This window comes from Spiroplasma endosymbiont of Dactylopius coccus (genome assembly GCF_977110965.1).
In genome coordinates, this window is record NZ_OZ373019.1 from 1,018,778 (window position 1) to 1,043,810 (window position 25,033).

At 21.4% G+C, this 25,033-nt stretch carries 30 protein-coding genes and 1 pseudogene; 17 read left to right on the plus strand and 14 right to left on the minus strand.

The genetic code is table 4. The annotated features are described in order from the left end of the window. The first annotated feature begins 12 nt into the window (after positions 1 to 12). The 14 genes from ACXUB0_RS06365 to ACXUB0_RS06430 all read left to right on the plus strand — a co-directional run bounded on the left by ACXUB0_RS06365 (position 13) and on the right by ACXUB0_RS06430 (position 13,277). On the plus strand, positions 13 to 1,332 hold the full coding sequence (locus ACXUB0_RS06365) for a hypothetical protein (protein WP_458258142.1): 1,320 nt from the start codon (positions 13 to 15) through the stop codon (positions 1,330 to 1,332). Positions 1,333 to 1,334: 2 nt separating this feature from the next. Beyond that, positions 1,335 to 1,622, plus strand: coding sequence for a hypothetical protein (locus ACXUB0_RS06370; RefSeq protein ID WP_458257610.1), 288 nt, complete (start codon positions 1,335 to 1,337; stop codon positions 1,620 to 1,622). Beyond that, complete coding sequence (locus tag ACXUB0_RS06375) at positions 1,591 to 2,376, plus strand: hypothetical protein (protein WP_458258143.1); 786 nt, start codon at positions 1,591 to 1,593, stop codon at positions 2,374 to 2,376. The genes ACXUB0_RS06370 and ACXUB0_RS06375 overlap by 32 nt, the downstream gene beginning before the upstream one ends. After that, a complete protein-coding gene (locus ACXUB0_RS06380; RefSeq protein ID WP_458258144.1) occupies positions 2,376 to 3,287 on the plus strand; it encodes a hypothetical protein in 912 nt (303 codons plus the stop codon). Before ACXUB0_RS06375 ends, ACXUB0_RS06380 begins: the two co-directional genes overlap by 1 nt. Then, a complete protein-coding gene (locus ACXUB0_RS06385) occupies positions 3,288 to 3,806 on the plus strand; it encodes a hypothetical protein (RefSeq protein ID WP_458257607.1) in 519 nt (172 codons plus the stop codon). It abuts the gene before it with no gap. A 3-nt stretch (positions 3,807 to 3,809) separates the two neighbouring features. Continuing rightward, on the plus strand, positions 3,810 to 4,148 hold the full coding sequence (locus tag ACXUB0_RS06390; RefSeq protein ID WP_458257606.1) for a hypothetical protein: 339 nt from the start codon (positions 3,810 to 3,812) through the stop codon (positions 4,146 to 4,148). A 43-nt stretch (positions 4,149 to 4,191) separates the two neighbouring features. Continuing rightward, positions 4,192 to 5,154, plus strand: coding sequence for a hypothetical protein (locus ACXUB0_RS06395; RefSeq protein WP_458258145.1), 963 nt, complete (start codon positions 4,192 to 4,194; stop codon positions 5,152 to 5,154). A gap of 142 nt (positions 5,155 to 5,296) precedes the next feature. Further along, complete coding sequence (locus ACXUB0_RS06400) at positions 5,297 to 6,187, plus strand: hypothetical protein (RefSeq protein WP_458258146.1); 891 nt, start codon at positions 5,297 to 5,299, stop codon at positions 6,185 to 6,187. 4 nt (positions 6,188 to 6,191) lie between these two features. Continuing rightward, positions 6,192 to 7,664 carry a hypothetical protein gene (locus tag ACXUB0_RS06405; RefSeq protein ID WP_458258147.1) on the plus strand — a complete coding sequence of 491 codons (1,473 nt, stop codon included), beginning with the start codon at positions 6,192 to 6,194 and terminating at the stop codon, positions 7,662 to 7,664. Between the two features lie 2 nt (positions 7,665 to 7,666). Next, complete coding sequence (locus ACXUB0_RS06410) at positions 7,667 to 9,028, plus strand: hypothetical protein (protein ID WP_458258148.1); 1,362 nt, start codon at positions 7,667 to 7,669, stop codon at positions 9,026 to 9,028. Further along, positions 8,958 to 11,870: a hypothetical protein gene (locus tag ACXUB0_RS06415; RefSeq protein ID WP_458258149.1), complete on the plus strand. Its 2,913-nt coding sequence runs from the start codon at positions 8,958 to 8,960 to the stop codon at positions 11,868 to 11,870. Before ACXUB0_RS06410 ends, ACXUB0_RS06415 begins: the two co-directional genes overlap by 71 nt. Before the next feature lie 37 nt (positions 11,871 to 11,907). After that, a complete protein-coding gene (locus ACXUB0_RS06420) occupies positions 11,908 to 12,090 on the plus strand; it encodes a hypothetical protein (RefSeq protein ID WP_458258150.1) in 183 nt (60 codons plus the stop codon). Between the two features lie 258 nt (positions 12,091 to 12,348). Then, the gene (locus tag ACXUB0_RS06425) at positions 12,349 to 12,816 is read left to right on the plus strand and encodes a Panacea domain-containing protein (protein WP_458257589.1); all 468 of its coding nucleotides are present in this window, start codon (positions 12,349 to 12,351) and stop codon (positions 12,814 to 12,816) included. Further along, a complete protein-coding gene (locus ACXUB0_RS06430; RefSeq protein WP_458257588.1) occupies positions 12,804 to 13,277 on the plus strand; it encodes a hypothetical protein in 474 nt (157 codons plus the stop codon). The genes ACXUB0_RS06425 and ACXUB0_RS06430 overlap by 13 nt, the downstream gene beginning before the upstream one ends. 80 nt (positions 13,278 to 13,357) lie before the next feature. Here ACXUB0_RS06430 and ACXUB0_RS06435 read toward each other — a convergent pair whose 3' ends face one another. The 11 genes from ACXUB0_RS06435 to ACXUB0_RS06485 form a co-directional block, all read right to left on the minus strand. Beyond that, positions 13,358 to 13,600, minus strand: a complete 243-nt coding sequence (locus ACXUB0_RS06435; protein WP_458258151.1) for a hypothetical protein — start codon at positions 13,598 to 13,600, stop codon at positions 13,358 to 13,360. 3 nt (positions 13,601 to 13,603) lie between these two features. Beyond that, the gene (locus ACXUB0_RS06440) at positions 13,604 to 13,786 is read right to left on the minus strand and encodes a hypothetical protein (RefSeq protein WP_458258152.1); all 183 of its coding nucleotides are present in this window, start codon (positions 13,784 to 13,786) and stop codon (positions 13,604 to 13,606) included. Next, a complete protein-coding gene (locus tag ACXUB0_RS06445) occupies positions 13,786 to 14,343 on the minus strand; it encodes a hypothetical protein (RefSeq protein ID WP_458257584.1) in 558 nt (185 codons plus the stop codon). The genes ACXUB0_RS06440 and ACXUB0_RS06445 overlap by 1 nt, the downstream gene beginning before the upstream one ends. Further along, on the minus strand, positions 14,336 to 14,497 hold the full coding sequence (locus ACXUB0_RS06450; protein ID WP_458257583.1) for a hypothetical protein: 162 nt from the start codon (positions 14,495 to 14,497) through the stop codon (positions 14,336 to 14,338). The genes ACXUB0_RS06445 and ACXUB0_RS06450 overlap by 8 nt, the downstream gene beginning before the upstream one ends. A gap of 285 nt (positions 14,498 to 14,782) precedes the next feature. Continuing rightward, positions 14,783 to 14,932, minus strand: a complete 150-nt coding sequence (locus tag ACXUB0_RS06455) for a hypothetical protein (protein WP_338987125.1) — start codon at positions 14,930 to 14,932, stop codon at positions 14,783 to 14,785. 429 nt (positions 14,933 to 15,361) lie between these two features. After that, positions 15,362 to 16,090 carry an ERF family protein gene (locus ACXUB0_RS06460; protein WP_458258153.1) on the minus strand — a complete coding sequence of 243 codons (729 nt, stop codon included), beginning with the start codon at positions 16,088 to 16,090 and terminating at the stop codon, positions 15,362 to 15,364. Then, the gene (locus tag ACXUB0_RS06465; protein WP_458257579.1) at positions 16,090 to 16,266 is read right to left on the minus strand and encodes a hypothetical protein; all 177 of its coding nucleotides are present in this window, start codon (positions 16,264 to 16,266) and stop codon (positions 16,090 to 16,092) included. The genes ACXUB0_RS06460 and ACXUB0_RS06465 overlap by 1 nt, the downstream gene beginning before the upstream one ends. A gap of 15 nt (positions 16,267 to 16,281) precedes the next feature. Further along, the gene (locus ACXUB0_RS06470; protein ID WP_458257578.1) at positions 16,282 to 16,488 is read right to left on the minus strand and encodes a hypothetical protein; all 207 of its coding nucleotides are present in this window, start codon (positions 16,486 to 16,488) and stop codon (positions 16,282 to 16,284) included. Positions 16,489 to 16,490: 2 nt separating this feature from the next. Beyond that, positions 16,491 to 16,673, minus strand: a complete 183-nt coding sequence (locus ACXUB0_RS06475; protein WP_458257466.1) for a hypothetical protein — start codon at positions 16,671 to 16,673, stop codon at positions 16,491 to 16,493. A 132-nt stretch (positions 16,674 to 16,805) separates the two neighbouring features. Continuing rightward, the gene (locus tag ACXUB0_RS06480; RefSeq protein WP_458258154.1) at positions 16,806 to 17,294 is read right to left on the minus strand and encodes a hypothetical protein; all 489 of its coding nucleotides are present in this window, start codon (positions 17,292 to 17,294) and stop codon (positions 16,806 to 16,808) included. A gap of 325 nt (positions 17,295 to 17,619) precedes the next feature. Beyond that, a complete protein-coding gene (locus tag ACXUB0_RS06485; RefSeq protein ID WP_458258155.1) occupies positions 17,620 to 17,931 on the minus strand; it encodes a UPF0236 family transposase-like protein in 312 nt (103 codons plus the stop codon). A 485-nt stretch (positions 17,932 to 18,416) separates the two neighbouring features. Here ACXUB0_RS06485 and ACXUB0_RS06490 point away from each other — a divergent pair, with 485 nt between their 5' ends. From ACXUB0_RS06490 to ACXUB0_RS06500, 3 genes are all read left to right on the plus strand, one after another. Further along, positions 18,417 to 18,821 (plus strand): hypothetical protein, encoded by a 405-nt coding sequence (locus ACXUB0_RS06490; protein ID WP_458257568.1) that lies wholly within the window; start codon positions 18,417 to 18,419, stop codon positions 18,819 to 18,821. A gap of 310 nt (positions 18,822 to 19,131) precedes the next feature. Beyond that, complete coding sequence (locus tag ACXUB0_RS06495; protein ID WP_458258156.1) at positions 19,132 to 20,013, plus strand: NUDIX domain-containing protein; 882 nt, start codon at positions 19,132 to 19,134, stop codon at positions 20,011 to 20,013. A gap of 136 nt (positions 20,014 to 20,149) precedes the next feature. Further along, positions 20,150 to 20,281: a hypothetical protein gene (locus ACXUB0_RS06500; RefSeq protein WP_458258157.1), complete on the plus strand. Its 132-nt coding sequence runs from the start codon at positions 20,150 to 20,152 to the stop codon at positions 20,279 to 20,281. On the opposite strand, the pseudogene ACXUB0_RS06505 reads toward ACXUB0_RS06500, so the two are convergent. The 3 genes and pseudogenes from ACXUB0_RS06505 to ACXUB0_RS06515 all read right to left on the minus strand — a co-directional run bounded on the left by ACXUB0_RS06505 (position 20,274) and on the right by ACXUB0_RS06515 (position 24,862). Then, positions 20,274 to 21,513, minus strand: a pseudogene (locus tag ACXUB0_RS06505) (IS256 family transposase). The gene ACXUB0_RS06500 and the pseudogene ACXUB0_RS06505 sit on opposite strands and share 8 nt — an antisense overlap. A gap of 420 nt (positions 21,514 to 21,933) precedes the next feature. Continuing rightward, positions 21,934 to 23,955: a hypothetical protein gene (locus ACXUB0_RS06510; protein WP_458258158.1), complete on the minus strand. Its 2,022-nt coding sequence runs from the start codon at positions 23,953 to 23,955 to the stop codon at positions 21,934 to 21,936. Further along, the gene (locus tag ACXUB0_RS06515) at positions 23,903 to 24,862 is read right to left on the minus strand and encodes a hypothetical protein (RefSeq protein ID WP_458258159.1); all 960 of its coding nucleotides are present in this window, start codon (positions 24,860 to 24,862) and stop codon (positions 23,903 to 23,905) included. The genes ACXUB0_RS06510 and ACXUB0_RS06515 overlap by 53 nt, the downstream gene beginning before the upstream one ends. Between the last annotated feature and the right edge of the window lie 171 nt (positions 24,863 to 25,033).

Below are 25,033 nucleotides of genomic sequence, written 5' to 3' on the forward strand. Positions count from 1 at the left end.
AGAAGTTTTATTATGGGAGCAATAAAAATACCTGAAGCATTTTTTATTAAAGGTAATAATCCAACAGAAAATGCTATTTTAAGTGTACTTGAAGCACAAGTACGTGGTGAATTAACAAGTGAAAAATCAACCATGTTTATGCGTGGAACTTGTAGTGCTGCTCAAATTGGTGAAATGTCTGGTGTTAGTATTGCAATATTTCGTGCAACTGTTCGTGTACTTTGAGGTTCAACATGAGATGTAAAAAATGGAACTAAAAGACAAATTGGTGATGTTTATACAACTAAATTAGAAATTAATAAATATTTAACAATTGATTTTGAAATTCCAGAATTTGATATTGAAAGATTTATGAAAGCACCAAAAGATATTGCAGTACAAATTGTTTCAAATTGAACAGCTTCATTTATGAGAAATTTAGGTGAAAACTTAGAATTAATATTTTTAAATGGTATTCAAGATTATGCTATTGCTAAATCATTAGTATTACCTTTAGATTTAATTAATATGAATGCAGAACAAGCAAAAGAAGCTTATTATACAATTTGAGCAAGAAATAATAAATTAATTAAATTAGTAAATTATATTACTGTAGGAACTAATAGAGAAGATTTAATGGGAGCAACTGGTATTGATAGTAATTTAGGATTATCAAAAGCATTTACGGTTTTAAATTATAGTCAAATTTCAGCAGATACATTAGCGTATGGTAGAAGATATACAAGTTTAATTGCTGGTATGGAATTTTGAGAAAGTTTTTATTTAGAACAAGAATTTATTCATGATACTGAAAAAGCAATGCATTTAGAAAAAGATTATAGTTTAAAAAATACACATGGATTTGTAGTTAATAGATATATGTGAGGTATGCCTATTTCATTTACTAAAATAAGACAAAAATTAGATAATGATACAGATAATATTAAAATTATTGGTAAATGTTTATTTGCTTTACCAAGTGCTATTAGACCTAATTTAATGTATTTAATTAGACCAACTATGCCTACACTTGCAGAAATTAAAGAAGCAAGAGCAAAAGATTTTTTAACTAATCCTAAAAATGAAAATGCAACTTATCAATCAACTTTATATGATGATATTAATAAATTAAATTTAGAAGATGTTATTTATTATAGAAATTTAGGAAAAATAACTATGGCTGGTGCAAGTCCTACTAATGGTGAATTAGAAGAAGCAATAATAAATGCTGGTAATGTTGGCTATGAAAAAGGTAAAGCAATATTTAGTGATATTAAATCAACAAGTGTTACTATGACTGGTAATAATACTGAATATTATGGAGTAGTAAATTTAAAATTTTCTAAAAAATAATTATGGAATATATTTATAAATATTTTGATGAAAAAGCAAATATTACTATTTATTCACCAAAGCCAGCAGATTTAACTACAAGTAATGATATTAGAGCAATTTTATTAGATGAATATCCTAAATTAAGAAATGATTATTTTATAGTAAGTGATGTACATGATACTTATGCTATATGTGTAGGAGATAATATTCATTGTGAAGGTAAAGTAATTATTAAAATAGAAAAACAACCTAATTTATTAAAAGGAGTAAATGAAAATGCCAATTTCTGAAACTATACAATCAAATAATTATACTTTATTAAAGATAATTCGTTCTTCAATTAGTCCATTAGCAGCAATGATTGGTACAAGTGCTTATTATGGTCAAGTAATTGCAAATCCAGTATTAGGTTCAATTAATAGTTTATTATTTGGTAAAAAATTAGGTTTAGATATTTGAAATTTAAATCAAAGACCAAATACTAAAACTAAATTAATTAATAGTAGTAAAAAAATCTTATTAGTTTTAGGAACAATTGGTTTAGTTAATTATGCTAAATTTACTAATATAAATATTAATCCTAATCCAACTCCTAATCCATTTCCAAGTACAACACCAATTAATCCTTTTCCAGATGATTTATTATTAATGAAAAATAATACTAATAATTTAATGGATTGAGATACATATTTTAGTTTAAATGCTTATGGTATTTCAAATCTAATTGGTGGATTAAGCGAATTAATACCTAATAGATTTGAAACTATACGTAAAATAGCAAATATGGCAACTGGTGGTTGTTTAATATCAAGTGGTGTTGCTATGGGTATTAATAATGATTTTAATAATGCTTATGCAGTGCCAACAATAGTTGCTGGTGCAAGTGAAATTATTCATAATTTATTACCTATGGAAACTACAAATCATATTGAAGAAATGCAAGAAACACCATTTAATAATGAAACTGCAAATCTTATTAATGATAGTATAAGTCAATATGGTGCTATTAGTGAAATTAGTGAATCAAATTTAAGATGAGATTATAGTCATATGAGTTTATAATGTTACCTTTAATTATTGAATGAATATATTATGCATTAGCAAGTAATGATATTAAATTAGCGTTAATAAATGCTTTAAAAACTTATTATAAAAATCAATCATTAAAAGCAGTATTTGATAGTGAAAATATTAGTGAAAAAGAAATACATCAACCATATAGTGTTTTTAATCCAAATATACTTAAAAAATTAACAAGTATATTAAAACCAAGTGAATTATCTATATTAAAAAATGAAATTAATAAATTTAAAAATCCAATAAATAGTTTTAAAAATTTTATTATACCAACAGAAATTAGAACTGTTAAAAATTATGTAAATAAATTTAATAATTTATTTAAAGAAAATGAAGAAGAAATACCAGAAAATGCATGAGAAGTATTATCAAGTTCATGATTTAAAAAAGGAAGATTTATTGTTGATAATAAAAATTTAAAAATTGGAACTTTAACAACATTATTTCAAAGTGATAATGATAAAAGACAAATATGATATGGTCCTTATACTTATCCAGCATTTCCACAAGAAATATGAATATTAATGACACAAGCAAAAGGAAAAAATGGTACTGGTGCTGGAACTATATTTTGAAAATTTTGAAATAGAAAATGATTACCAAGTCAATTAAGAAAATATGTTAAAAGTGAATTAGCTAAAAAAGGTAAGTATTACGGGTCTCAAGATACAAATGTAATTTATCCAAATAATATTAATGTTCAAAAAACTATGCATTTTATTAATAGATTAGAAAAAGGTTTTTTTAAATTAAAAGAATATAAAACTTTATCTAAAAATGAAATTGGAAGTACACAATGAAGATATGAAAGAAAACAATTATTAAAAAATTCTTTACATACAAGAAAATATATAAAAATTAAACAAAATTCTAATTTTTATAAAACATGAAAGTAGGTGGTAATTATTATTGAATTAGATAAACCAATTAAACCAATTGGTATATGAAATACTATTAATCCATTAAGTAAAGATAATAAAGAATATAAAAGATTAAATAAGATTTGATTTAATAAAAATAGTACTCATATTGATAAAATTAAAATTTTAATATCAAATATTTTAAAAATAACTAGTCATAGTCTTGGTATGTTTATAACATTATTTTTTACAATAACACCTTGATTAATACCTAAAATACCAATAGAAATGGGAATAGGCAATTATACTAATCAATATAATTTTACTTGACCTGACCATTTAATATTAACGTTATTTCCTATGTTTGGTCATATTGGATTAAATATTATAACTAAATTAGGTAATTATGGAAAATTAATTAAATATATATTAATAACAATCCCAATTATTATTACAAGTCCTTATTTAATATATCAATATAAAAATATTAGAAAACATAAAAAAGAATGTCATTTATGTAAACAACATTCAAATAAAATACAATTGGAGGAATAAAAAATGAATATATCATGAAAATTATTAGAAATTATTATAATTGCATTAATAAGTGGTGGCTCAATTAGTGTTATTTCACCATTAATTTTAAGAAAAATTAAAAAAATAAAACATAGTAAATTAGCAAAAGAATTAAAAAAAGAATTAGAAATTAATTATATTATTGAAAATATTAAACAATTAAATTCTCATTTACAATTAGAAACTACTGATACTGCTAAATTACTTGATAGTTTTAATATTTCTGAAGAAGATATTAAAAAATTTGCAATTACTCAAAAAGCAAAACGTCAAGAATTAAGTGAAAAAGATAAGAAAAAAGTAACTAAATTTAAAATTTAAAGGGTTTAAATACCCTTTATTTTACATTAAGGAGTAAATTATTATGGCTATTAAAGACCCATTAATGTTTATTACAATTGAAGAATTTAAAAATTGAAAAGGTTTTAATAAATTAGAATTTGATGATACAACAACACCAGATAATGAAATTTGATTTGCTATTTCAGTTGCAAGTAATAATATTGATTATTTAAGTGGACATTCTATTTCAAAAAAATGACCAGAAACTACATTAACAGAATTTACTGATGAAATACAAACTGCTACTGCATATTATGTTAGATTTTTATTAACAAAAGATAGTAATTATATTCGTGGTCAATCAAGTATTAGTCAAGGTGGTATGACTTATAGTGAAAATAATCCTAATGAACCTTATTATATTGTTCCAGAAGTATTTAATTGTTTAAGAAAAATTAAAGAATATCCAAATATTACTGGTTTTAATTTAGATGTTTTACCTAAAAGATATGATTTTTTTAGTAATTTTTTTAGTAATTTTGCTGAAGATAGTCCTTTAACCAGATATTTAGAATTAATAAATTTAAAAACAAATGATACAAGAGTAAAAATATATCTTAAACATCCTAAACATTTAATTGGAACTGAATTATGAATTGATACTACTGGTATTAAATCATTTGATAATTTAACAACAATTGAATTATTTACTAAATATTTTAGTAATGATACTATGAAATTAGTAGATGGTAAAGAAGGTCAAGAAAAGAAAGTTATTAGTGCTACTAGTGGTAATTCATTATGAGAAGTTGATAAAGATAATACTAATTTTATTAAATCCAAAGATGATAAAGGTATTAGTGCTAATGATAAAAGAATAATTGATGTTGGTACACCTACATTTTTAACTGATGCAACCAATAAAGAATATGTTGATAAAAAACAAGATAAATTAATTGCTGGTGAAAATATTAAGATTGATAAAGAAACTAAGAACCTGTTTAGGATCTTTTTTAACTTATTTTTGATTAAATTAATATCATAAATGTTATTTTATAGTTGAAAAATAAATTTTTAATCGATAAGTTGTCAAATGATAAAATCTTTTTAACAAAAAAATGACAAAGAAAATAAAATGTTAATTAACTGTCAGGTTAGAAATAATTATTCCCTTTTTTAGTTTAATTATGTTTAAAAGATTCCAAACAGGTTCTAATACTATTAGTGCTACTGGCGGTAGTGGTGAATCATTATGATTAATAGACCCTAATTCGCCTAATATTATTCAACCTAAAGAAAAAAGAATTATTACTTCAAATAATACTAGAATTGTTTATATAGCAGACCCTACACAACCACAAGATGCTGTTAATTTAAGAACATTAAATAAAAATATCCCAGATTTAACTGATTATTATAAAAAAGAAGAAGTAGATAAAGAATTAGAAGATAAAATAGATAAAACACAATTTCAATATGCTTTTGTTCTCAATACTTTTGGTACTGAAATTCCTAATTTAGAAACTAAAGATAAAACTATTGTTGGTGCTATTAATGAGTTAAAAGAAAAAATAAAAGATAAAAAATTTTCAAATGATTATTTTAAATATAATACTGAAACAAATGAAATTTTACTAAATGATGAAGAAAATTCATTACTTTGTAGAGATTTATTAGAAAATAATGAATATAAATTATTAAAAACTCAAAATAAAAAATTATTACAAGCAATTAATGAAATATTAGAAAAACAACCACAACCAAGTCCAAGTGGTTCAAATTGAAAAGAAGTAGGAACAAGAGAAAAAAATAAATGAGATAATTGACAAATTACTTATGATTTTCAAGAGAATAAACATTATAGAGTTTATTATTCTTGAAGTATATATAATCCAGTTTATACTATTCAAGAATTTATTATAACTGATAAAAAAATTGCTGGTGTACAAATACAAATCTTTAATGATAGTGCTAATATAGTAATTTTATCAGTTCAACATGCAAAATTGATTACTATTTATACTGTAAAAGGTAATTTAAAAGGTAATGTATGAAAATTAGAAGAATTGCAGGAATAATATTATGAATAAAGAATTTACTTATTTGCATGAAATTAGTTATTGATTATTAAATAAAAGTGATTTTACTCATAGTGAATATAATTTAAGTGGTAGTAGATATTCAAGTAAAACATATAGTATTGCAGAAGAATTAGCAATATTAATTGCAATTTCAATTAAAGTTAATAAATCAATTGCTATTTATGGATTTAGAAAATTAAATAAAGATATTAATGAATTAACAAAAGAAATATATGAAGCATTTATTTCTTCTGGATTTAATGATTATGTAGACTTTAATTTAAAATATCCAAATAAACAAGCATATTTTAGATTTAAAGGAACTAAATCTTTTATTAGAGTAATGGGTGTATATTCAAATAGTAATGATAGAATACCTTTAAAAGGGCTATCTAGAAGTGAAATAAAAGGTTTTGATTTATCAATAGAATGAGAAGAAGAAGCAAATGAATTTAGTCAAGCAGAATTTCAAGCAATTACATTTGCATTAGGTAATGCTAAAAAACATATTAAAATTAGAAGTTGTAATCCAGATAATATTTATCAATATTTTATTGAATATATGAATAAAATAGTACCTTTTAATTTAGATTTAATGAAAGAAAATAATGAACAAATTAAATCAGTATTTGATAATAATATTTTTAAATTATTTCATTATTCAAATTGAAAATTAAATGAACATAATTTAAAACAAGATAAAATTAATGATTTAGAAGAATTAAAAATACTTGACCCTATTAAAGCACAAAGTTGATATTATGGTGTACCTAGTGTTTTAACTGGTTCTATATTTGCAAGATATATTGATAAACTTAAAACTGAATTAGATTTTAATGTTAATGAAATAGTTGGTGGTTTAGATTTAGGTTTTGCTACAAGTTCACAAGCTCATCCTACTGTTGCTGTTTTATGTTTTATTGGTGAAAATGAAAAAACTAGAAGAATACATCAAGAAAGTGAATTTTATCATAGTAATGCTATTATGAAATTTAAAGATACTTATGAATTAGCAAATAATATTATTGATTATTATTTAGATGAAAGTATTAAATTTCAAGCAATGAAATTTGGTTTTACTTGTTATGTTGATTATGGTAGTGGTGGATTAGCAGTTATTGATATTTTAAAAAAAGAAGTAGAAAAAAGAAGAATTAATTGATTACATTTTACTCCAGTAGATAAAACTACAATGTATTTAAGAGATAGAATTGATTGAGATACTATTTGTATGATTAAAGGTATATTAAGTATTAATTGAAAAAAATGTCCTAATACACATGAAGAATTATCAAAAATGCAATGATTAGCAAAATCTAAATTAGAAAATTCAAATAATGAACCACAAATGCTTGATTTATATGATAATTGTTGAGATGCAAGAATGTATGCTTCAATGCATAAAATGAAATGATTAATTAATAATATTGATAATGAATTATTAATTAATAAAAATAAATTTGGAGAGTGATAAAAATGAATAATCCATTAGAATATCTTTCTTGTAATAAAAGAGAATGATATAGTGATATTCCTATGAGAATTGCTCAAAAATCAACTAAATTATGATTAGGTAAAGGTTTATTATTTGATAGTGAAAAAGATAATATTTTAAAATATTTTACTAATAAAATTATTAGTGATAAATGATTTGAAAAATTATATAAATTTGGAATTCAAGAAAGTTTACTTGGAAAAGTATATATAATGCCTATTATTTATAAAGATAACAGTACAAGTTTAAAAGTATTACCTAATTCATTTGCTGGTAGAGTTGCTAAATATAATGAAGAAGAACAATGTGCAGAATTCTTTTTTATAAATGAACAAGCAGATAGTGCAACTTTAACTTGAGTAATTGCTGAAAATGGAAAAATAAGATTTGAAACTTATAAAAATGATAATAAAAATGAAAAAGAAATTATTTTAGGAACAGCACATACAAAATTAAAACCTAATTTAACTCCAAAATATAGTTATGAAATTAAAAATCCTTGAAATTATTTACCAATATTAGAAATAACAAATTTACCAATGGTTAATTTTTATGGTAATTCAACAACTTTAAATGCATATCCAGATACTTATCCAGTTTGAAATTTAATTGAATATTATCATAAATCATATACTCAAAGAAATGTTGATAGAGAATTAAATGTTACAACTTTATTTGGTGCATTTGATAATAAAACTGTTAAAGATATGATTGAACATGGAAAAATTATTGATAATCCTAAAAAAAATATTGTAGTTAATGTTGGTACTGCTGGCTATAATAAATCTGGTGCTGGTGGTATGGAAGTTATACAAGGTGATTTTAAAGCTAGTAATTATATTTTAGATAAAGATGATTTAGGAAAAGATATATGAAATGGTGCAGGTTATGATTATAGTGAATTTAGTGGTGTAAATTATGAAAATAAAACTAAATCATTATTTAATAATAAAAATGATATGGAAACTACTGAAACTAAAATAAGTCATTATTCATATTATTTTTATAGATTTTTTGATATGTTATTAATTTATGAAAAATTATGAAATGGTAAAGGTGATAGACCTTATAGTTTTAAATTTTTACCTATTGCTATGACTGACCAATTATTAAAACAAGAAATGATTAGTCAAAGATTAGCAGATAGAACATTATCATATACACAAGCTATTGCTGAATTAGATGAAGTAACAAAACAACAAGCAAAAAAACATTATAAAGAAATAATGGAAGAAGATAAAGAAGAAATTAAATTATTAGGAGAAAAAGAAAATGATACATCAACAAATTCAATTAATGAAACATCTACATCTTCAATTAAAAAGACAACAATTGCTAATTAAAAGATGTAGTTATTGAAAAATATTTCCATTTGTTATTAATAATGGTGCAATTCCTTTAACTGAAACTGGTTATAAACCAATTAATAGTAAAATAAGTGATTTTGGTCAATATGAATTAATATTAACTGGTACTACTCCAGTTGTATGTATTTGGAAAAATAGTACAAAAATATATCAAAAAAATAAAGGTAAAATTAATGAAGAAACACATAAAGTTAATGGTCAAGATGAATTTTATACAAAACAATATAAAATTGGTGATTATTGAAATGCTTATTTAATTGATGATACAAGTGGTGTTGATTTTAGTAATTTACCAAATAATCAAATATTTAAAACAGTACAAACAAAAAGACAATATACTTTAGTAATGTTTGAAGAACATATTACAATTGATGATTATTTACAATTTTTTGTTGTATTTAATGATGAAAATGAAAATATTGGTGGTAATAGTGGTAAAAATCAAGATAGACAATTATTATATATTTCAAATGTAACAAATTATTATAGTCCTTATAATGGTGCATTTAGTATGCAAGTATTAACTTTTAGTAGTTTAAATGATAGAGTAGTTTCTAGTGGTCAAAATACACTTGATTTTGTACAATATGCAAGTCCTGGTAGTGGTTATGCTTTTCCTACTATTCAACAAGGAAAAGTAACATTAAATCGTACTTTAATGCGTGATATAGGAGTAAGATATAGTCATAGACAAAGTTATGGATTAGAATTATTATCAAGTTGTTATTATTATGGAAGACCAATAATTCAAGGACAAGAACCAATACAACAAAATAATGAAGAAATATTTGAAAGTAAAGTATTTGCTTCAAGAAGATTATTTATTGCTGGTAATAATGAAAAATCTACAACTGATATTAAAACTAATGGTGGTTTACTTGATGGTATAAATGATAAAATAACAACAAGTAGTCATCCAGAAACTACATTTTATAATATTATGGATGCAAAACCTACTGGATTTACTAATTTTAAAAATTTTACAGAATGATTAAAAACTTCATTAAATTTTCAAGATAATTTATTTGTAACAAAAGATTTTAAAGGTATGTTAGCATTTGATAAAGATAAAGCAACAAAAAGTAATGGTACAGCAATTGGAGAAGCAAAATTCTTTTGAGATAGTGAATGAAATATAAATAATTTAACAGGTAATTATAATGTAGATATGAGTAGTAATTTTAAATATAAAGACCCAGAATCTGGATTAATTATAGGAAGTCCAACTGTTGATTATTCAAAAATAAGTCAAAAATATATGTCAGCAATATTAAATTTTAATAGTGTAGTATTTTCTCCATTAGTTCAAATGCCTTATGATAGTCAACAATGATTACCATTTGCTTTAAGTGATATACCTTTAATTGGTAAATTATTAAATGCTTTAACATTAGGTATATGAAGTAGTTGAGTTATTACTCAAAATGCTCAACAATATAAAAAAATGTTATATTTTAATGGTTTTATGTCAGCATTTTTTACAAGTAATTTAGAAAGTATTATTGGTAATGGTGGTTTAATTCCTTTAAATGCATTTACAAATGATAATGATTTTACTATTGGTAAATTATTAGGAGCAAATGTTTCAACAACTGCTATGACAATGAAATTAAGTGATAGAGTAAGTGTTTATCCATGAGACCCTACTACTGGTAAGAAATTAACTGTAAAAGAACAAATATCAACTGTTGATTTATCACAAAAGAAAAATAATAAAGTTTATATTTTAGCAGAAGATACTGAGTTTTTAGATATTGCTTCACCATTTACAAATGAAGATAAGGATTGTCAATGAAATCCAACAAGTAACGGAGTTATTGATGGTTCAAATTATGCTTATATTATTGATACAATTGTAACTCAATCATTACATCAAGGAGAAGAAAGACATACATTTTATAGTGATAATCCTTTTACTTATCAAGGTGATTATAATGAAATATCAGTTGCTCAATTTCGTTATAATAATATGGGTTATTTAACTGGTAATGCTTTTAATTGAACTACTTTATATAAATTAAATCATGATGAATATGAAGAAAGTGAAGAAACAACATTTAGTTATCCAGCAAAAATATTACCACCAAGTCCACAAAATATAGCAAAATCAATAATTATTAATCCAGATTTAAAAATAGAAATGACAGCAAATAATTTACCATTAACAAATACAAATTCAATACCAGTAAAAAATAATTTAGATAATTGATGAAATGCAAATCAAAATAAATTAGTTAATTATGAATTTGATTTAAAATTATTATTAGACCCTACATTATTAATTAAAACTTTTAATGATTTAAAAAGATATTATAAATCAATAACTATTTATTATGGTTATGATATTAAAACTATTGAAAATATACATAATGCACAATTTGAAGCAAATTTTTCTACAACTGAAACTTTTAGACCAGCAAAAAATGAAGATACAAGTATAACTATTGATTTAAAAGATTTAATTTTAAGAAACGATTCGCCACAAAATGATATAGATGAAAGTTTGTGATTTCATGCAAATAATCAAGATAGAACAGGTATTAGTTATATTTATGGTAAAACTACTACTGATTACAATTTTAATAATTATGAGTTTACCTTAAGTGAAAAAACTCTTTCTGTTAATAAAAAAATTGAAAATAAAAAATCAATTGGTATGAGTATAAAAGATAATAATTTAAAATGAACAATTTATTTGCAAGGAACATTATCAAAAATAGAAGGAAGATATAATTTAAATCAAGGAATATTTTTCGGAGAAAGATTTATATCTAACATAAAATCTAATATTTACAAAATTATTTTAAATGTAAGATAAAATTTTGTTATAATTTAAAATAAAAAAGGAGTAATAAATGGATACTGGTACCATTGCAATAATTATAATATTTGGAGTTATAATTTGATTATTATTAGTAATTTTTGGTGTAAAATTATGCAATAAAAATAATGCACTTGGTGTTTTATTATTATTTATTTCACTGAATATATTTGGTTTAATATTAGGATGTTGTTTGTTATATAACAAAAGAAAATAATATTTCCCCACAATCTTAAAATAATGTATAATATGAAAATACTTACTTAGGTAAGTATAATTCATTCTGTATATGATTAGGTTGGCACCTAATTAAAAAGTTACCAATAAGGTAACTTTTTTTATTTTAAAATATTAAAAATTGAATTATTAAAATTTATTTTTTAATATTTGTATTATCTATTATTCATTTTTTAAATATGTTAATATTTAAATACAAAAATAGATTTTGTTAAATTATTGTTCGGATGTGATAAAAATGAAAAAAAAGGAAATAAAAAATAATTTATTATCAATTACTAAATATTTAGTTGAAAAATATAAAATTATTCAACCAGTAAAATTACAAAAAATTTTATATTTTTTATATTTAGATTATTTAAAAGAAAATAATGAAAAATTATTTGATGAAGAATTTGAAGCATGAATATATGGACCTGTAGTAACGAAAGTTTTTTATCATATCAAATATCATGGTTTTAATTTTGAAATTGAAGAAGATGATACTTTATTTGAAATATGTAGTTTAAATAATGATAAAATAAAAAAATTTATTGATAAAAAAATTGATAAATACCTAAATAAGTCTACTTTTGATTTAGTTGAGATAGCACATAATACAAAACCTTGACAAAATGCAAGAAAATATTTAAAAGATAATGAAATTTCAAATAATAATATTAATTTTAATGATATGAAAGATTTTTCTAAAATATGAAACATTTAATTGATTTTAGTTTATTTATTTATGATTGTATTTGTATTAATATTCAAAAAAATAAATTTACTTATAAAACTAATAAAGAAATGGTCAACAAAATTGATAAGTTTTATTTTGATTTATTAAAAGATATTTCTAAGTCAGATAATTTTTATAAAAATCTTACAAAAGAAAAAAATTCTGGAATAGTAGATGATTTAAAAACACAATTAGAAATTAAGTTTTTATATAAAAATTATGGATTTAAAGATAAAGAAATTGACCAAAATATAATTAACTTACCAATTTATAAAAAAAGATTTTGTGATTCAAAAAGAAGATTTTTTTATATTATTAATAGATTTAATAATGATATTTTTATAATAAAACCATTATTTCTTGATTTAAATCATACTTTTTACTTTAATTCTACTAGAGATAATATTAAATATGAAATATGTTTAAGTTGTAATAATGAAAAATGTTAATTAAAAAAAGATAAGTAGAATTGAGCAATACTTATCTTTATTTTAATTATATCATATTTTCTATATTTAATATAGATAATTTAATGATTATTTATATGATTATCTGTTATTTTATTTAAAGTTTTACTTAAATTTATATAATTATTAATAATTTTATTTAATACTTGTTGTTCAGTAAATTGTTTTTTATGAAAATAACACATATTAAAAAATTGAACTACACTATCTTCTATATTTAAAGTTTTTAAAATAACTAATACTTTACTATTACAATCTTTAACAATACATTTAAGTAATACTTTTTCTTGTTTTTGTTTTTGCATTAATTATATATCTCCATTACTATCTTCTGTATCTAATTCTAAACTTAAAATAATACATTCTAATATATGAATAAAATTATTTACTAAATCAAATTGTGACATTTTAACTAAATCTTTAATTTTCATTTCTTTATAATATTGAAGATTATGTAATCTAATATTTTCAGCAATTATTTGTTTTTTCATTATTTATTCTCCTTATTTAAATAATATCAACCAATTAATAAACTATCTGCTTCATCATGATTTGATATAGTTATATTTCAATTTTGTTGTCTAATTAAACCACCAACTATATATAATGATTTTTCTTTATTTCACTTTTTATCTTTAAATAAATCATCTTCTTCATATCTTAATTCTTTTAAATATCAATTTTGTCATTCTTTAGGACTTATTAACATATCTTTTTTTAATAATTTATTAAATTGTCCAGCAATAAAACCACGTAAATGTTCTTGTGTTTCAGAACCTTTCATATTAGGAAAACCACGTTCTATAATTAGATTAAAGTTGGATTTTGAATTTTTACTTCCTAATTGAAAATCTAATTCTTTTTCTATTTGATTAAGTATTAAATAATTAAAGTTATTATTATAAATATAATCTGATTTACTAATTTCAACTCCAGTACTATATTTTTTAAAACTATAACTTTTAACAAATATTGGTTTTTTATTTTCTCATAATGTAAATCCAGTATTTTTAATACTTGGGTCAATTGAAAGTAAATAATTATTCATTATCAAATTCTCCATTTTCTATTTTTTCTTGTAATTTCATTATTAATTTCATTTTCCAATTACTAATATTAATTTTAATTTCATCACTAATATCATCTTTAAGTAATTCCATAAATTCATTGTCAAGATAATTAATTATTTTTTCTTTATTCATAATTTAACCTTTCTTTTCTAACTCTTTTATTTTGTTTTTGCTTACATAAGTTATTACATTTATGGGCATAAACTCTACCATAACCACATTTATTATTCTTTTTAATTTTTATTATCATTATTTTTAAAACAATTTTGACAATTTGGTCAATTATAATTTTCTTTACAATCAGTACACATTTTCATTAGTTATTTCTCCTTATTATTTTTTGGATGTTGAAATTGAACAGCTAAACAATCATTACAACGAAATATTAATTCAATGCTTACATCTTCATGTTCACATTTATTCATTATTATCAACTCAACTTTCATTTAATCATAAAAATATTTCATGTAAAACTAATATTGAATCTGCTTTATCTTTATACTTAAACATTAAATCTGTTATATATTTACGTAATACACTTTTATTAACTCTATTTTCTTTTTTCATTATCTAATACCCTTTCTATGTTCTCTTAGAACCTGTTTAGGATCTTTTTTAACTTATTTTTGATTAAATTAATATCATAAATGTTATTTTATAGTTGAAAAATAAATTTTTAATCGATAAGTTGTCAAATGATAAAATCTTTTTAACAAAAAAATGACAAAGAAAATAAAATGTTAATTAACTGTCAGGTTAGAAATAATTATTCCCTTTTTTAGTTTAATTATGTTTAAAAGATTCCAAACAGGTTCTTACATGTTCAATATTTTCTTCATCACCAATCATTATTTCTCCACAAAAAACACATTTATACTTTGTTCAATATCCCATTATTTATTCTCCTTATTTTTATTTAAATTCATAATTAATATTTCTAAACAATTCATACATCAATAATTAGTTAATCAAATTCTTTTATTACAATATTTACATTTATTCATAATTTCTATACTCATTTTTATTATTAGATTTTATATTTTTAAATCTTTCACGAATTTCTTTAAATTTATTAAATAAATTTTTTAAATAATTTTCACCCATTAATATTAAAAAATCTTTACTATTATTTGGATTTAATCTTTCCATATCTTCTCTGATACATTCATCAAATAAAACTGTATTTGTAATCATATATTTTTCAAAATAATCTAATTGTTTTTCACTTGGTTCTCATTTTTCATTTTGTATTTTTACATTATTATTAATATAATTATTTTGTGATTTATTATTATTTTGTATTAAATTAACATTATCATTATCTGGGTCAAGTTCATCTTCACTTAATAACAATAAATTCATTAAAAAATATCTATAAGCATAAGTTTCTGCACTACCTTTTGCTTTTGCTATATCTGTATTTTTAGCACATGCTAATATATCAAAATATTTAATTTCTTTATCATTATCTAAATCAATAATTGTATATCTTTTAAAATAAGTTATTTTTACTTCATTTTTATCTAAATAACTAATTTTTCTATCAGTTGTTAATATATCTTCATGTGTAATAACAATATTTAATTCTTCACATAATAATTTAAATTTATTAAAAATATCACTTAATAATCAATATTTATAATTACCAAATTTATTAAAACCATTTTTAGGTGTACTACCAATTTTTAATTGTAATTTAAGTATTTTTTTATATAAATTATTCATTATTTATCACTCTTTCTTATTGCATTTTTAATTAAACCTCTTATAAATTTTGTAATTGTAATATTTTTACTTTGACAAAAATCTTTAATTTCTTGTTTTTCAATATCAGAAACACGAATTCTTATAAAATTATTTAATAATATTTTATCTTTTGAAATTTTATTTCTAGGTGTCATATTTATTCATCTCCTTTAACCTTTAAAAATTCTTTTATAATCAATAATTACTTGTTCTAATTTTTTTACATCTTCATATATAAAATAATCATTATGAATTTTTAAATCACCATCATTATCAATTTCAACTTCAAAATATTCATATTTACTATTAAATTCTTCTTGTAATTCTTCAAATTTTTCTATTAATTTTCTTGCATTTTCTAATTCTAATCTATTCATATTTACACTCCTTTAAAATTTTCTAATTGTAATTCATTAATATAATATTCATATAAATAATCTCAATTATCACTTGTTAAAAACATATCGTTTTCAATCATGTCATTAATACATTTATTACAATAATATGTATTTTCTAATTCACTAAATCAAATATATTTTTCATTATGAATATTACATTTCATTTTATTCATCCCTTTCTATAATTTTTAATATTTCTTGTATTTCAATATATTTTTTATTTTTAAGTAATTTTTCATTACATAAATTTTTAATTAATTCTATTTTTTCAACATTTAATAACATATTATTTTCCTTTAATACTTTAAATAAAATATTTTTTCATTATGAGTATTTATATCTTTCATTGGTGTAACAATATAATTTATTACTAAATCATTATCTTTATATGGATTATTTATTTTAAAACTTTTCATATCTTTTTCTCATGTAATGTTATATTTAAAACATTCTTGATTTTTATCATTTGTAAAAATATAATAACCATTATATTGTTCATAAAATGTACAAGATATTAATTTATTTTCATTTGTAGTAATATCTGAAATATTTTTAATATATTTTAAAATTTCACTACCTTTAATACTTTCAATATCTTTTGTAATTGATTTTTTACCTAATTTATAATTAAAATCTTCAATTATTTTTAATGTTATTTTTTTATTATTTTGATTAATAATAGTATCTTTAATTGGAAATCATGTTTCATATTCACCAATTTCTAATAACATACCTTTAGTTGTTTCTCTTACTTTATTTTTAATATCTAAATTAACATTAATCATTACGAATCCTTTCTACGTATAAGCCTTATCACCTACAGTGATAAAAGGCTTATATACTACTAACTAAATACTTCTACTACTACGTAAGGCTTATGCTACTGTAAGTAGCAAAGCCTTGGAGGGTAGGGGTTCTAGGGGAAGGGAACCAAAAAATATCAAGTTTTAAAAGAGCATGACAAAAATTACTATTAGTTATATCTGCACTATAGCCTTTAATAATTTTTATTTAGTTATGTAATAATTAATTACTTTAATAAAGTACAGATTTATCAAAATAATTAATTATAATTGTTCAACAATTAAAAATGAGAGTTTTATCTCTCATTTAATTTCTTATTAAACCGTATCCAAGTTTGCAATGCGCCCGTAATTTTAGTCATTCATCAACTAAACAAACACGAACTCATTTTTGTAATTTTTCATCAAAATATTCATAAATTCTTCTTTTATAAGTTACCATTCCATATAATGTTTTTCTTGTTCGATATTGATAATCAACAATTTTATATTTCTTTTTATCTCTTGTATTTTTTATTCTTCAATCTCATTTTTCTCATTTTTTTGTTATATGTTCTAAAACTAATTTATCAATTTTTGCATTTTGTTCTCTAAAATTTCATTTATAATTAAAATTCACATTTGCTTCTCCTAACTTTTTTTAAATTTTAAATTTATTGTAAATATTTTTAAAATATTAATTTACTTGTTTATTATATACATTTATAAGTGTAATTTAAAATTAAATCAAAAATATTTAAAAAACAACTTTCATATTTAGTAAATAATCAACAAGTAACATGTAGTTAATAGTATAGGTATCACAAAATAAACACCTTGTATTTAGGCGTTATTTTAAATTTAAAAGCATACTGTCAATATCGAGTGAAAATTTCCCAAAAATATTTATCAAAAATTAAATTATTTTGGAAAGTTACACTGTTAAATAAACACAAATTCTAAATAACCCCTAAAAATTTAGTTCCTTGTTTTCATATAGGAACTTTTTTATTTACAAACCAATTTTTAATGAATATAATAAATATGAATTAAAAATAGTTTTAGAAACCTAATTGTTTTATTTTTAAACAATTAGGTTTCTAATTTTGAAAGGATTTTTAATATATGGATAAACAATTACAAGAAAGTCAAAATCAAATTTCTAAGTTAAGTAATGAATTTAGAAGTTTGGAGAAAAAGCTAGATAATGAAAAAAGAAAAGAAAAAGAAATAAATAAAAAAATATCTTGTTTAACAAATCAAGATATTAACAATAAAAATGAATTAAAAATAAGAAATGAAATAAGAAAATATGAAAATGAACATAGAATTATTTCTCAAAAAGTAAATTATTTTGAAATTAAATTTAATTCAATAAAAGAAGAATTAAAAAAAATATCAAATTTAAAAATGGAAATTTATAACAAAAATTTAGAAAAGTTAAAAATAAAAAAGTTTGATGAAGTTGAAATTAATAGCTTTGAAAATAAAAATTATAAGGGTTTTAAAATAAAATCACTAAAATTATAAAAAAGATATTGCAATTGCAATATCTTTATGTATTTAAAATGAATTTTAAGGCACCAAATTTGCTCATATTCAAACGATTTAAAAATTTATATTTTAGTATTCAAAAAATAAACAGCCCTTTTTAGGGCTGTTTTAAATCGAATTATTATTAATTATAAGTTATATAAATAACTTCACTTTTGGGAAATTATTACTCGATAACTAATAGGAAATTTTTACTAAATAATGACAAAATTTAAAAGCATACTTGTAAAAATAATGAAAAATAGTACAATTTAGAAGTAAAATTAAATAAAAAGGAAAATGTTAAATGTTAGAAGATGAAATAAATAAAATTTTAGAAGAATATTTTTGTGATTTGAAAAATCTAATAAAAAATAAAGTCAAATTAAATATCAAAGAATATGGTAAAAATATTTTTAATCATGAAAAAAAAATAGACACAAAAATCAATGATTTATTTAATAAATATGAAGAGCTTATATTTTCATCAAGAAAAGAATATAACAAAATTGCAAATTTTATTGCTGAACAACATGAAAAAAAGATTCTTGAAATGTCTGAAAGTAATATAGAACGAGTATTCTTAAAATTTATTAAAGTTGAATTTATGCACGGTGTTGAAGAGCCTTGATGTAATAACCAAGGTGTTGCTATTTTACCTTATGTTATTAAAGACAATGAATATTATTTTTTATTGGTTAAAGAATTAAATACATTATATAGTGAAGAGCCTACTTGGGCTACTATTACAGGTGGTTTAGAAAAATATGAACTTATCCAAACTGTTATTAATGAAATGTGAGAAGAAACTAGTATTGATATTACAAACTGAATACACAAAATTAATTATAATTCTACATATTATGCCAATAAATCAAGTACCAAATTATGACATCTTTTTTATATAGATTTAACAGAATTAAATTTAGATTTAAATAAAACTTATAAAGCTACTGGTGATGGTACAGAAGCAGAAAAAAATACTTTTGCTAAATTTTTTAATCATGAAGAAATTAACTCTGAGTCTCGTGATTTATTTTGTTTAGCTATTTGTCAAAAAATATTTAAACATATTGAAAATCAAAATAAACTATCAGTTCAAGATAACATAGAGCAAATTAATAATCAATCAATAAATACAAACTTAATAAATCAACCATCAACAAGTACAAAAAAATATCATTTATAATTAAAATTTAATAAAATGATTATTAAAAAGGAGTAATTTAATATGAAAACATGAATAAAAACAAATTTAAATAAAATAACATTAGCATTAGCACTAACTGGTGCAACAACTGGAACAATAGGATTAATCATGGGGGGTGTTTACCCATGAAAGTAAAAAATTTAATTATTATTTAAAACCCAATCATGAAGTGGTTTTTGGAGATACTACAATTTGAGAGAGGCTTTTTAGAAATCTGTGTATCTTTGTTTTACAAAGTACTAGTTAAGATTAATTCTATCTTCAAATTTTATCATAAAATGAGCAATTGCTGTATTTCAATTTTGAATGGGCATTGTTCATTTTTTTGTTATATTTTCAATTGCTAAATAAAATATTTTCAATTCTTCCATATCATTAGGAAAAACTTTTTTATTTCTGATAACTTTTCGTAATTGACTATTAACAGATTCAATAGCATTTGTGGTATAAATTACTCTTTTAATTTCTGTTGGATAACTAATAAAAACTATCAAATTTTCTCAATTTTTATATCAAGATTTAGCAATTTGAGGATATTGTTTATTTCACTTATTTTCAAATGTTTCTAAAGCCTGCATTGCTTGTTCTTCACTACATGCAGTATAAATTGGTTTTAAATCTGCAACTAGAGATTTTCTATGCTTATATGAGACATATTTCAAACTATTTCTAATTTGATGAACGATGCATAATTGATGTTCTGTTTTAGGATAAACTGATTGTATTGCTTCTGACATTCCTGTTAAATTATCACTACAAGCAATAAGAATATCATTTAAGCCTCGATTTTTCATTTCTGTGAAATTGGCTAATCAAAATTTAGAACCTTCATTTTCACTAATTCATAAGCCTAAAACATCTTTTTTTACCTTCTAAATCAACTCCTAAAGCTATATACACAGATTTGTTAATAATGCGTTTATCTTGTCGTATTTTAACTACTATGCAATCAAAATAAACAATCGGATAAATACTATCTAATGGTCGATTTTGCCATGCTTTTACATCATCAATAACATCATCAGTAATTTGACTAATAACACTTTCACTAATATCAGCACCATGATATAACTCTTGTAATTGCATTCTAATATCTGATAATGTCATACCTTTTGCATATAAAGAAAGAACTTGTTGATCAAAACCATCAAATCTTCTTTGTCTTTTTGCAATTATTAAAGGATTAAAATTACTATTGCGATCTCGTGGTACATCAATCTCAATTTTACCTTGTTGAGTTATTAATTTTTTTGAACTTATACCATTACGAGCATTGTCACTATTACTATGTTGATTCTTATCATATCCTAAATAATTTTGCATCTCAGAATTCAACATTTTTTCTACTAATCTTTTTGTTAATTCTTTATACAAACCTCCCTCTTTAAAAACTGTTGTTAAATCTTCAGTATTTTCTAATAATAAATCTACTGCTTTTGATATTGGATCATTATTATTAATATTTTGCTTTTTAGCCATCTGTAATTCACTCTTTCTAGGTTTATTATAGAATTAATTAAACATAGTTATTTTTGTAAGAACCTGTTTGGAATCTTTTAAACATAATTAAACTAAAAAAGGGAATAATTATTTCTAACCTGACAGTTAATTAACATTTTATTTTCTTTGTCATTTTTTTGTTAAAAAGATTTTATCATTTGACAACTTATCGATTAAAAATTTATTTTTCAACTATAAAATAACATTTATGATATTAATTTAATCAAAAATAAGTTAAAAAAGATCCTAAACAGGTTCTAAATTACACAGATTACTAAACATTACCATTTGAGAACATAAAAATAGTTATGATATATATTTATATTTTGCTAATAAACCAGATATTGGAAGTAGTGATTTCAAATGAGGTGGTACTTATCCCGATGGATATTTTAAAAATTAGATTTCTAAATTTATATAAGAAATATTTTCATTGTATTTATCAAATAAATTAATATTACCAAAATTTATCTCTTGTTTATCAGTTATTAAAATTAAATCATAATTACCAGCACCAAATATTCCACTAATTTCAATCCGATTTAAGTTATTAATCGGATTTTCAATTTGTAATTCAAACTCACTATTATTATCAATTTTTGATATTTCTTTATAAAATTCTAATTTAGAAAATAATTGTGATTTATTAGAACCATATAAATTTAAAATATTTTCAATTTTATTAGCACTAATAATTGCTCTTGTAAAGTATTTTCCATATTCACCATTACCTAATGTTCAATCAGCAGGAATTAATGATGGTATATTATTACTTTCTAGTTCATTAGTTATAGATAGTCAGTTAAATTGGTTATCATCTAATTTGAATAATTCATTTTGACTAATGTCATTGTTTTTTAGTTTAATATTATTTATATCTGTAAAATCAAAATATACAGATTTTAATAATACTTTTGTATCTTTAAATTCTCAAACTTTATCGGGCGTAGAATGTATAGGATTTGATTTTAATTCAAAATAATAGGGTAATAATAATTTATAGTCATCGTTTAAACCATTATTAATAGACATTGTTGAGTAAATATTTTTTGATAGCATTGTAACTATTTGTTTTAATATTTTAACTTGTGATAAATTTGTATAATTAGGATAATCTAATTCTCATTGTTTAAATAAATTAGTAATAACTTCACTCGGTTTTTGTCCTTCAAATTTACTGCGTAATCTATCTAAATCATTTAATTGATTTGGGTTTAAACTTGCACCATCAAAATTTCTATTATAACTATATGTATAGGTTAACATATCTAATAATACTTTTTGCAAACTATCAATTGGTGGTCTATCTTTTATTTCTAGTTCAACATCATGAAATTTATCCGTTGTAGAAATAAATAAATTATTGTTACCTACTAAAAATCATGACTCTAATTTTTTATCTTTTAATTCTAGTTCATCAGATAATGGTCATACTTTTGAATTTTTAGTAACATCATAACCAATTTTAGCATTTGTTACTCTTGCATTATTAATAATTTCTTTTCTTGTTTCAGTTCCACCACCAATAGCAATTAAATCTAAAACTGATTTTTCTTGTCCAATAAATTGTTTTGCAAGATTTCATGGTAATATTTGTTCACTAAATCATTGTTGTAATATTCTAACTTTTGGTTGGGTTTCAATAGGCATTGATAATAATGGAAATGCTATCTTATCCTTGACAAATAATTTTGGGTATACTTCCATATTGTCAACTTCACCAAGTACTTTTATATTGCCGAAAATCATGCTTCTAGGGGCTTTAATTTTTAAACCAATTACTTTGGTATCTTTATTTAATGGTTTTTGTAATTTAATAATGATTGGATAACCATCTCTTGTTTTAAAATCTTTAATTTTGATAATAGTTATACTTTTAGTACTTCTTGTTTTTGGATTTTGATAAGGTTGAGAATAGTTATTAATGATATATAAATTATCAATATTATTTTCAGTTAATGGTTCATTAATAGATACTGCATATAATTTAAATTGATTTAATAAATTTATTTCTTGAAATATTAAATTTTTAATATCAGTCATACTATATTCAATAGTATTATCATTAATATTAGTACTTGCTCTTTGATTTAATTGCATAGTAAAGTCTGATGTTTCAGCAGCAGTAGTTTTTAATACTTTATCAATATCAATAAAACCAATTTTAATAGTATTTGCTGAAAATCTTAAATTATTATTTTCATTATTTTTAAATAAACGTTCAATTTCATAAATATATAAAGTTCTTAGTTTAAATTCATCATATGCTCTTTTAAGCTCAGGGTCACCTTTGCTACTCATAAGATTAGTAAAGTCATAAGGAATATTGTCAATTAAATAATCATTTTCTACTTCTGCTTGATTAAGTTTAGTTTGTTTCTGTGGAAACTTCGTTTGTGGTTTGTTGTTTTGATTGTCCATTGTTTTCTCCTATTAATTGGTTATTTTCGGGATTAAATAATTTTAATCTCACTGTTAAATTATTAATTTCTTGTTCATCATTAATGTTAAATGTTTTACTATTTAATAAATCTTTATCTAAACGTACTAATATTTGAATAAATTTAAGAATATCAATATTAAATTGTCATAACTTTTGTTCAATATAATTAATAGTTGAAATATTTACAGCTGTACTTTCTGGTACTGATTGTTGTGCAGATTTCTTTTGACTTGGAATATGAATGCCACAACGTTTAAATATTTCATTAACATTTCAATCATATATATCTGTTAAATTCTTACCTTTAAAATTACTACTTGTCATATTGATATTTTCATTTTGTTCATTATTATCTCCGCCACTTTTAAAAATATAATTTTTAGTAACTAATATTCTTACAGCATCTTCTAATAAATCTTTTACATTACCATAAGTTGAATTAAAAATAAACTTTGGTGAGTTTAAAATTGTATCTAAAACAATTTGTTCATAAATAACATCTAATGCTTTAATTTTATCCATTACTTTATTACAATCTGCTAATTCATTTGCTTTATTTCGCATAATTGCTATTGGTATATAGTTAATATTTAGTATTTGTTCTTGTGCTAAATTAGGGTTATTAATGAACGATTTAAAATCTAGTGGAAATTGTTTTTTGCTATCATTAACACTATAAATTGCACGATTAATAGTTACTTGTTCATTATTTAATGTATAAACTTCAAATAATCTTACAATTTGTGCATTTTGTTCATAACTATCATAAAAAATAGTACATTGAATTAATTTACCAGTAATATCATAAACTCTTTGTTGTATATCAACTACTTGAAAATATAAGTCATCATTTGCAATAAAAATTAAATAACCACTAATTCCCAATTTACTTAATTTAAAAATAGAATTTCAATTTTTTCTATAAGAACCTGTTTAGGATCTTTTTTAACTTATTTTTGATTAAATTAATATCATAAATGTTATTTTATAGTTGAAAAATAAATTTTTAATCGATAAGTTGTCAAATGATAAAATCTTTTTAACAAAAAAATGACA